This window comes from Candidatus Kryptobacter tengchongensis (assembly GCF_001458555.1).
Lineage (GTDB): Bacteria > Bacteroidota > Ignavibacteria > Kryptoniales > Kryptoniaceae > Kryptonium > Kryptonium tengchongense.
Map to the genome: position 1 here is coordinate 1 of NZ_CZVH01000091.1, position 7637 is coordinate 7637.

Annotated in this window: 9 protein-coding genes and 1 pseudogene; 3 read left to right on the plus strand and 7 right to left on the minus strand. The window is 35.8% G+C overall.

The window, feature by feature from the left end; all coding sequences use genetic code 11:
* From AT685_RS07280 to AT685_RS07295, 4 genes and pseudogenes are all read right to left on the minus strand, one after another.
* A pseudogene (locus tag AT685_RS07280) lies at positions 1-247 on the minus strand (Ni/Fe hydrogenase subunit gamma); the annotation flags it as partial.
* On the minus strand, positions 234-698 hold the full coding sequence (locus tag AT685_RS07285; RefSeq protein WP_234696268.1) for a cyclic nucleotide-binding domain-containing protein: 465 nt from the start codon (positions 696-698) through the stop codon (positions 234-236). The gene AT685_RS07285 and the pseudogene AT685_RS07280, both read right to left, overlap by 14 nt.
* Before the next feature lie 15 nt (positions 699-713).
* Positions 714-1844 carry a 4Fe-4S dicluster domain-containing protein gene (locus tag AT685_RS07290; protein WP_072152126.1) on the minus strand — a complete coding sequence of 377 codons (1131 nt, stop codon included), beginning with the start codon at positions 1842-1844 and terminating at the stop codon, positions 714-716.
* A gap of 154 nt (positions 1845-1998) precedes the next feature.
* Positions 1999-2451 (minus strand): hypothetical protein, encoded by a 453-nt coding sequence (locus AT685_RS07295; protein ID WP_143713171.1) that lies wholly within the window; start codon positions 2449-2451, stop codon positions 1999-2001.
* A gap of 144 nt (positions 2452-2595) precedes the next feature.
* Between AT685_RS07295 and AT685_RS07300 the strand changes: the two genes are divergently transcribed.
* Positions 2596-3006, plus strand: a complete 411-nt coding sequence (locus AT685_RS07300) for a hypothetical protein (RefSeq protein ID WP_072152128.1) — start codon at positions 2596-2598, stop codon at positions 3004-3006.
* Positions 3007-3008: 2 nt separating this feature from the next.
* Positions 3009-4121, plus strand: a complete 1113-nt coding sequence (gene ribD / locus AT685_RS07305) for a bifunctional diaminohydroxyphosphoribosylaminopyrimidine deaminase/5-amino-6-(5-phosphoribosylamino)uracil reductase RibD (protein WP_072152129.1) — start codon at positions 3009-3011, stop codon at positions 4119-4121.
* On the opposite strand, the gene AT685_RS07310 is transcribed toward ribD, so the two are convergent.
* Complete coding sequence (locus AT685_RS07310) at positions 4112-4918, minus strand: phosphatase PAP2 family protein (protein WP_072152130.1); 807 nt, start codon at positions 4916-4918, stop codon at positions 4112-4114. The genes ribD and AT685_RS07310 overlap by 10 nt on opposite strands.
* 61 nt (positions 4919-4979) lie before the next feature.
* On the opposite strand from AT685_RS07310, the gene AT685_RS07315 reads away from it, so the two are divergent.
* Entirely contained in the window at positions 4980-5441 is a 462-nt protein-coding gene (locus AT685_RS07315) for a tetratricopeptide repeat protein (protein WP_072152131.1), read from the plus strand.
* Between the two features lie 3 nt (positions 5442-5444).
* On the opposite strand, the gene bshC is transcribed toward AT685_RS07315, so the two are convergent.
* Complete coding sequence (gene bshC, locus AT685_RS07320) at positions 5445-7085, minus strand: bacillithiol biosynthesis cysteine-adding enzyme BshC (protein ID WP_072152132.1); 1641 nt, start codon at positions 7083-7085, stop codon at positions 5445-5447.
* Positions 7086-7102: 17 nt separating this feature from the next.
* On the minus strand, positions 7103-7637 hold a 535-nt coding region (locus AT685_RS07325; protein ID WP_143713172.1), incomplete at its 5' end, for an acyclic terpene utilization AtuA family protein.

A 7637-nucleotide genomic window follows, 5' to 3' on the forward strand; every position in this document is an offset into this window, starting at 1 on the left:
TGTGAACTATGCGATTTTTCTTATTAGGATCCCCACTTATAGAGATTGGAACCTCTCCAACTCCAAAAACGTAAATCATATTAAACTGTCCTGGCAGAAACTCAAATTCAATTCCTGATTCAACTGGCTCAAGCTCAAGAGTAAAAGTATCATCTGTTTCTTGCTTCCTTGAGCGCACCTGAAATAAGATGGGAAGCATCGGATTTTTAATAGATGATGTGACTATTATACTTTCAACCTGCACCATATAAATCAAGTAATTGTATTCTTGTTGCTTGAAGTCGTTGTTCAACAATTGTGACAAATCTTTTCAAAAGCTCATACCCAAGACTATGATCTTCCTCGCACTTATTTCTCAAGCATTTACCATCAAGAGCTATAGCCCTCGTTGGTTCAACTGCTTTAGCATCAAAGTGCCAATAATACGGTGGAATAATCCAAGACCATCCAAGCACTTCACCGTCCTCAAGAGTTTGAATTATAACAGGTTCCTTTCCCGGAACCGAAATTTCAAGTGATACCCTGCCATCCCGTATTATATAAAATTCATTTGCCTCCTCTCCTTCACGAAATATAAACTCACCAGCTTTGTAAAAAACATTCTTTGCACATCCAAGTATGAGCTCAAGATATTCCTTTTTAAGGTCTTTAAAAAATGGATGCTCTGCAAGTATTTTTTCCAATGTTTCAATACTCATGATCTCACCCAATTTTTAAATTTTAACTTTGCTCAGCTCTCTTTTGAAAATTTTAACATTTTCAACTATATCAATGCCAACTGGACACCATGTTATACATCTTCCACATCCAACGCACCCGAGCATTCCAAATTGATTCTTCCAAGTTGAAAGCTTGTGCACCATCCACTGCCTATATCTTGACATTGTTGAATATCTTAGGCTTCCACCGTGTATATATGAAAACTCAAGCGTAAAGCAGGAATCCCATCGCCTTATCCTTTTTACATTTTGCCCTGATAAATCAGTTACATCTTCAATCGTATTGCAAAAGCATGTTGGGCAAACCATCGTACAATTTGCACAGGTCAAACATTTCTCCGATACCTTATCCCAGAGTGGATTTTCATAATTTGACTGTAAAAGTTCAACAATCCCCTCAAGGTCAACTTCTTTCTTAAACTTTTTGATCGCATCACTTGAAACTTTATCAGCTTTTTCAATTTCTTCTTTTGTCGCTTCGGCGAACCCCAGCATCTCCAGCATCTCTTTTCCCTCCTCCGTTCCCGCCCTCGCCAGAAGATAATGTTCCTCATCTGAAACAACCTCTGTTAAGACAATATCATACCCAGTTAAAACCCTTGGACCGGTCCCCGTTGACAGGCAAAAACAGTTATCCCCAGGCTCATTGCAATTTACTGCTATTAAGAAAACATTCTCTCTGATTTTTAAATAATTTGGATCTTTATACTGTCCCCCTCCAAAGATTTTATCTTGAATCAAGATAGCTGAAATTTCACAAGCTCTTACACCAACAAAGACAAACTTTTGTCCCTCAAAATTTGGCTCAATAAGCTCAAACTTTCCATTGCTTCTCTTTGCCTCCCAAATAGTCAAAAGTGGTGGGAAAAGAAATTTTTTCCAAGACTGAGGACCAACAACATAACCAAACAAAGCATTATCACCCCGCCTTTTCAATCTATAACTCCCAGGCTTCTGCTCATCTGTTAACCCAACTGGCAGGTCTTTAACATCTTGAATTTCATCATAAACAATCGCATTATCTCTGATGGTGGGACCAACAATCTTATATCCCCCTGTTTTGAACTGTTCAAAAATCCTGTTTAAATCTTGAGGTGCTAAGCGATAAATTTTTTCCTTATTCATTCTCAATCTATATTTATTAAACTTCAAATTAAAAATTGGGCAAAAAATGTGCCACTAAAAACATCAATGTAAGACAATCAATAATGTGAACAAAAATTAACAAAATGTGTAAAACTGCAACACCTACGCACACTCAAAACTTCTACATTTCAAATCACCAGCGATAATAATAAGGTTGATAAAAGAAGGGAATCTGACGATATTGGATGTTTATCAAAAGATTATTAAGCGGGCGATAATTCAACTCAACCCTATTGATATAAATTCCATTAATGCTGTTGCTCAAACCCCTTCCCAATGAACCAAACGGCGAGTTAACAAAACTTATATCCGCCTGTAAATTTAAATTATCCGAAAACCTGTAAAAAATTGAATTTGTATATGAATTTATCATTATTCCCTTACCCCCAATACTCAAATATGAAACCGAAAAAGTATGTCTCATAAATAAATTCGCTGGATTAAAAAACCCAAAATAACTTCTCTGCCCACCCTGAATTATTGATTGATAAACATCTGGCTTTGACTCAACTTGCTCCTTAAATTGTGCAGATGCAAAGGCAGTTATCACAGCAAACATGACAAGCATCAAAATTATACGCCTCATCTCTACTCTCCAATTTTTGTTTTCTCTGTCTTTAATATAGAAAACGCAAATCTAATTGTCAAGTTCCCAAATTGACTTTTTGTTTTTGATTTTTAATTTTTATTTCCAAATTTATCTTTGTAGAACAACAAAGGCTCAAACGAAATGAAACTAAAAAATATGTTCTTGGCTACCTTGCTTATAATAGGATGTGGTCTCACAACGCTTCCCAACGATAATTACTACGACAAAATCTATGTTTCAAATGTTGTTATCAAAGATGAATCGGGAGAAATCACAGATACCATCAAAATCAATCATAACTTTACAGTTGAAATTTACGGAGCTTTCCCAGACCCATGTTGGGAATTTCATAAAATTGAAGTTGAAGAACTTAAAAATGAATTCAGGATAACGCCGATAGCAAAAAGGGAAAAATCCAAAATTTGCCCACAAGTTATAACCCCATGCACAACCCAAGTTAAATTACTTTGTAAAAGCACTTCCGATACACTTAAAGTTTCTGTCATAGGCAAAACTGAAAAAATTTCAAAAACAATAAATGTTATACGATAAAGATGCCCTCTGATATTGAAATTGAAAAAAAGGATGAATTTTATCTCGCTCGTTGTCTGCAACTTGCCCTTAAGGGCAAAGGTTATGTCAGTCCAAATCCAATGGTGGGATGCGTCATCGTAAAAGATAACAAAATAATCGGCGAAGGTTATCATGCAAGATATGGTGAAGAACACGCTGAGGTAAATGCGATAAAAAACGCAACTGAAAGCGTTGAAGGTGCAACTTTATATGTAAACCTTGAACCATGTATTCATTACGGCAAAACCCCGCCATGTGTTGATCTAATCATTGAATCAAAAATCAAAAAAGTTGTAATTGGCACAATTGATCCAAACCCACTTGTAAATGGAAAAGGAATTGAAAAACTTAAAAAAGCAGGTATTGAAGTTAAAGTTGGAGTCCTTGAAAATGAGTCAAAAAAGTTAAATGAAGCATTTTTTAAATATATAACTCAAAAAATTCCATTCGTTGCCCTTAAAATTGCCCAAACAATTGACGCAAAAATCGCAGATCCAGAAGGAAATTCAAAATGGATAACCTGCGAACAATCGCTTCGTTTCGTCCACCAATTAAGGAGTGAATATGATGCCGTTTTAATCGGAAGTCGCACCGCAAAACTTGATAACCCAAACCTCACCGTCAGACTCGTTGAGGGAAGAAATCCTTATAGAGTTATACTTGACTCGGCTTTAAGTCTTCCACTTGAGTTAAATGTATTCTCGGACAAATTCACAGATAAAACAATTGTTTTCACATCAAGCGACGCACTTAAAACGAAGAAAGATAAAGTTGAAAAACTTAACTCACTTGGGATAGATGTTTTAACTGTAAAATCAAGAAGAAGAAAACTTGACCTGAAAGATGTCCTTGAAAAACTTGGAGAAAAAGGCATAATTTCAGTTCTCGTTGAAGGTGGCGGAAAAATCTTCACAGAATTCATAAAGCAAAAACTTGCCGATAAAGTTTATATCTTCATCGCTCCAAAAATCCTTGGGAAAGGTATAGCAAGCATAGGTGATGTCGGAATAAGGTCAATTCGTGAAATAATAAATTTGAAAGAGATTTCAATACAAAACTTCGGGGATGATGTCATGATAACGGGTTACCTTTGATTCTCTCTATGTGCATTGACGATATAAGCTGCGGTGAAATAACCGATAGACGAACCAAGAAAAACATCCGAAAACCAATGCTGATTGTTATAAACACGGGCAAGCGCAGTCAAAACCGCAGGCGTATAAATGAAAAACTTTACAAATTTACTCTCAAACTTTGATGCTATAACAGTTGAAATTGCAAAACTCAAAGTCGCATGTCCCGACGGAAACGAATAAAATTTATTCCCACCGAAACTGAATGGATGAAATTTAAATTTATCACCACTTACATACGGTCTCTCCCGACCAAAGGCGACTTTTAAAAGTGTGGTCACAAAACCAGATAAAGCACCCGCTTCAAAAACCATTAAACCAAGCTCTCTAATTTCATCATCCCTGAATAGCAGCCCCGAAGAGTATAAAGAACCACTTATTAACCCCCACATCCACGCAGTCCCGTAATATTTGTCAATCTCCATCGCTGTTTTGAAGATTTTATTATCAAACCTTTGAAAATCCTTATTCAAATGATCTAAACTGAAAAGTAAAATCGTCCCAGCGCTGATAGCCGACAAACGGAAAAAATCTTCTTTATTGAAACCAGATGGCGCAGAAAAATAATTTGCAGAGTTTTTTGCAAACGTCTTAACATCTGCGTTCAACTTATCAAACAAACTTTGAGAAATGGAAATTTCAAAAAGGAAGAGAAAAGATAAAATTACCAAGGAAATTTTAACCAAAGACACCTTCCACATAATTCCTCCCTCTTGCTTTATTTTTGATGTTTGGACGACGCAACCCAACTGAACCATTCAAATTTGACTTTTTCTCCCATCGGTTTTAAATTTAATTCAAAAATAAAGCAACGAAAAAATGAAAATCAAGAACCTGTTCGTAGTTTTCCTTTTGCTTATAACAAGTTGCGGGAAAGAGGACGCAAATTTACTTGAGAAAGCAGATAAAGAATATCAAAAGAAAAATTTAAAGACCGCGATTGACCTTTACAAGCACTTCGCCCAAAAGTATCCTGAAAGTTCAAAAGCACCCGAAGCACTCTTCAAACTTGCACAGATTTATTTAAATGACCTTCGCTTACCTAAAGAAGCTGTTGGATATTTTGAACAAATAGTTCAAAAATATCCAAACACAAGAGAAGCGATGAATGCGCTTTTCATGCTTGGTTTTATCTATGCCAATGAAATTCACGATTACAATAAAGCAAGAGAACACTACCAAAAATTTCTTGAACAATATCCAAACTCCGAACTTGCTATATCAGCAAAGTTTGAACTTGAAAACCTTGGAAAAGAACCCGAAAAAATTTTAACAAAATAATTCCTACAGATAAATAATCTGATGATTGAATTCAAACACCTCTAAATCGTCAAATAACTTATCAATCAAACCGAAACCGTATTTGTTAAGGAAATAAATTACATTCAAAACTCTCTCCTGAATCTCATTTTCTGGGAAAAGATTAATTTTCAACTTTTCAATTTGCTTTAAGATGATTTCATTTCTCTTTTGATTTGCGTTCACTGTTTTTTCATAAATGTTGTTTATATGGTAAAGAATTTTGCTCGCAGAATTATCAACCGCCCCGCCAAGCGATGGCTCTATACCTAAAACAAAATCTTTAACTTCACCAAGTAACGACTCAAATCTTGACCTCATAACTTTGAAAAAGCCATCAATATCAATATCTGAATCCATAGTTGAAATTTTTTTCGCAACAGATGAGAAGTCTGAAAAGAGTTCCTCAAATTCAACTTTATACTTTTCTAAAATTTTCCTCACTTTTGGTTCAATCAGAGTTGCGCTAATTCTCGGAAAGATGACGGGCATAGGAAGCCCAAAATAAATATACGCTGGCTTAAGCTGTGCGAAATACGCAATCTCAGATGGACCAGCAACATAAAAAATTGTCGGCAAAAGGGTATCCTGACATATTGGTCTTAATATAACATTGGGGCTTAACGCCTGTGGATTTGTCTCAAGTATGTGCTTGAGTTCTCCTTTACTGAACTTAAATCTTGCTCCTTTCAATCTGAACATCCCCTTTTCCTCTGCTGGCTCAATTGGATACCTGCCTCCTCTATAAAACAAAAATAGATTCATAGCCCGTGGTTTCACCTGTGCGTGATATCTTTCCTCAAGCTCTGCGCTCACATCAACTATTAAATTTGAAAGTTTAGGATGCTCGTCTATCTCCCGCTCAAAAATTGGCACAAGAAATCTTTTAATTTCAGCATCATTTGGATTTAAGAAAACCAAGCCATGGTTCTTAAATAACCCTCCAACAAATTTCGCAAACGATTCAGCAAAGTTAAATCCCTCCTTATATGTTGAACGAACAAATCTTATGACATCGTTTTTGAATTCGCTATCCTGAAGTTCCTCTTCAAATTTCCTCAAGACAGATTCAAATCTATCGTTAAATTTAATTTCTCCAACAGGACCATAGTTCTCCCTCGGAGTATCCTCTGGATTAAACTCAATTTTAACAAGTTCGTTATTTGAGTTGAAAACTTTTACATGGTTAGCTTCAAAGAAATCGTGATCTTCACTTTCAAGATAAAAAACGGGAACGAAATTGAAATCTTTAAATTTTTCGGATAAGAAATCGGAAAGTTTTATCGCTGTTATAATTTTGTAGATTGTGTAAAGCGGACCAGACATAAGTCCAACTTGCTGACCCGTGACCACAGCGAGTGTGTTATCTCTGGAAAGGAGTTCAAGTTTTTCTCTTGCGCTGAAATTCTCATAATAGAAATTTTGCCTCTTCAAAATTTCAACAACTTTTTCACGATTTTTGTAATTTTTCAGGACAGATTCAATCAAACTGTTAAGATTATCAAGGTCATTGAAGTTATAATTATAAAACCTCTGAACATTTTTAAAGTTGTAGACATAATCAATGAAAAGGCGTGTTACACTGCCATAGTTTGGGAAGAGATACCGAAAATTTACCGATTGCATTGCATTGATTTTTTATTTCAAATTTCTTCAACGATTATTTCTGGTTTAACAAGTTCTTTGGGGATTAAAGTTGGCCAGTATGCTATAACCTCGCTTGGATGTGGACGACCTCCACCAAAACCAGTCACACCGGGAGGACCCGTCAAAATCAAAGCTGGCACTTCACGACCAAATCTATCAACATCTTCAAAATTTTTACCACGAACCGCAATTCTTAACACAACTTCATTTGGTTCATCAATTTTATGTGCAAGTGGACCATGACAGGAATTATAGCCAAGAAATTCTGTATGTATTTCCTCAAACTCAAGCCCAAGGTCCTTCAATCTCGTTCTTATTATCTCATCTGCTTTCTTTGCCTTCTCAAGGGCATCGGGCCAGGAATATGTCAAAGTCCCAACAGCCATATATCCATCAAAATAAGACATTGAAACTTTATAAAATTGCGTTGGTGGTCTTCCTTTAACACCATAAACCCTCACCCTGTCTTTCCCAATTTGTTCAAGTTTTATCGTCGTAAAATCAGCAATCACTTCTGGAGTTATATAATTT

Coding starts and splice junctions, on each gene's coding strand:
- AT685_RS07285 (WP_234696268.1), bottom strand. CDS start 698: ATGAGTATTGAAACATTGGAAAAAATACTTGCAGAGCATCCATTTTTT.
- AT685_RS07290 (WP_072152126.1), bottom strand. CDS start 1,844: ATGAATAAGGAAAAAATTTATCGCTTAGCACCTCAAGATTTAAACAGG.
- AT685_RS07295 (WP_143713171.1), bottom strand. CDS start 2,451: ATGAGGCGTATAATTTTGATGCTTGTCATGTTTGCTGTGATAACTGCC.
- AT685_RS07300 (WP_072152128.1), top strand. CDS start 2,596: ATGAAACTAAAAAATATGTTCTTGGCTACCTTGCTTATAATAGGATGT.
- ribD (WP_072152129.1), top strand. CDS start 3,009: ATGCCCTCTGATATTGAAATTGAAAAAAAGGATGAATTTTATCTCGCT.
- AT685_RS07310 (WP_072152130.1), bottom strand. CDS start 4,918: ATGGTTCAGTTGGGTTGCGTCGTCCAAACATCAAAAATAAAGCAAGAG.
- AT685_RS07315 (WP_072152131.1), top strand. CDS start 4,980: ATGAAAATCAAGAACCTGTTCGTAGTTTTCCTTTTGCTTATAACAAGT.
- bshC (WP_072152132.1), bottom strand. CDS start 7,085: ATGCAATCGGTAAATTTTCGGTATCTCTTCCCAAACTATGGCAGTGTA.